General features: G+C 40.3%; 2 pseudogenes. Both read right to left on the bottom strand.

What is annotated here, in order from left to right:
• Positions 1–315: pseudogene (locus JIG37_RS10130) on the bottom strand (hypothetical protein); the annotation flags it as partial.
• Between the two features lie 12 nt (positions 316–327).
• Positions 328–727 (bottom strand): annotated as a pseudogene (locus JIG37_RS10135) (type IV secretion protein Rhs); the annotation flags it as partial.

Consider the following 727-nt stretch of genomic DNA (forward strand, 5'->3'; position numbering starts at 1 on the left):
ATCGCGTTTACCAGTCACTTCTAAATACTCATCATCGTAAAAAAAAGGGAAAGGTTGGCCGTCATGGGCATTGCTTTGGAAAATACCATGTCCTAATTGCGAAGCGCGAATAACATAGAGCCAAGCATGGTAGCTATTGGGGTTTTGAATCGCTTCCATGGGGAACGAGTCAATGATATTGCGGGTAAACTGTGTATGGAGTCCTAAGCGAGGATTTTTTTGAATACGGGGTATATTTTTATCTTCGTGCTTTTTATAGCGCTCTACCATATGGTCATAACTAACTTGTGCAAAGCTGTAATGGCTTTCAATCATTTTATTAGTTCCTTAAAATCCTATATCAAAAATCGATACGTCAATAACTTCGATAAGCCCTGCATCATTGGCTTTTTGTTGAATACCTATGTATTCAACTGCCCCATCTAATCTTGCATCATCAATATCATCCAGCATATCTTGAATGCCTTGAACCTCTTTCACAAAATCATCATCGCCCGCTAAGTAGCGTGGGTCTTTTGTTAGCGTATCAAGCTTAGAAGTGTAATTGTCAATTATCGAATTCATATACTTTTCAGAGCCTTGTTGCGCTCTATCTTTACCAGCACTCCGGCTACCCCAACTGGCATTACCGCCTTTGGCTTCGATAATTAATACTTTACCGTCTTCTGTTGCATACACTTGGTCAAATTGGCCTTGTTTGCCTTTACCTGGGAGTTTGCTTGCCAAT

Origin of the sequence: Pseudoalteromonas sp. bablab_jr010 (genome assembly GCF_016464105.1) — a bacterium.
Classification (GTDB): domain Bacteria; phylum Pseudomonadota; class Gammaproteobacteria; order Enterobacterales; family Alteromonadaceae; genus Pseudoalteromonas; species Pseudoalteromonas simplex.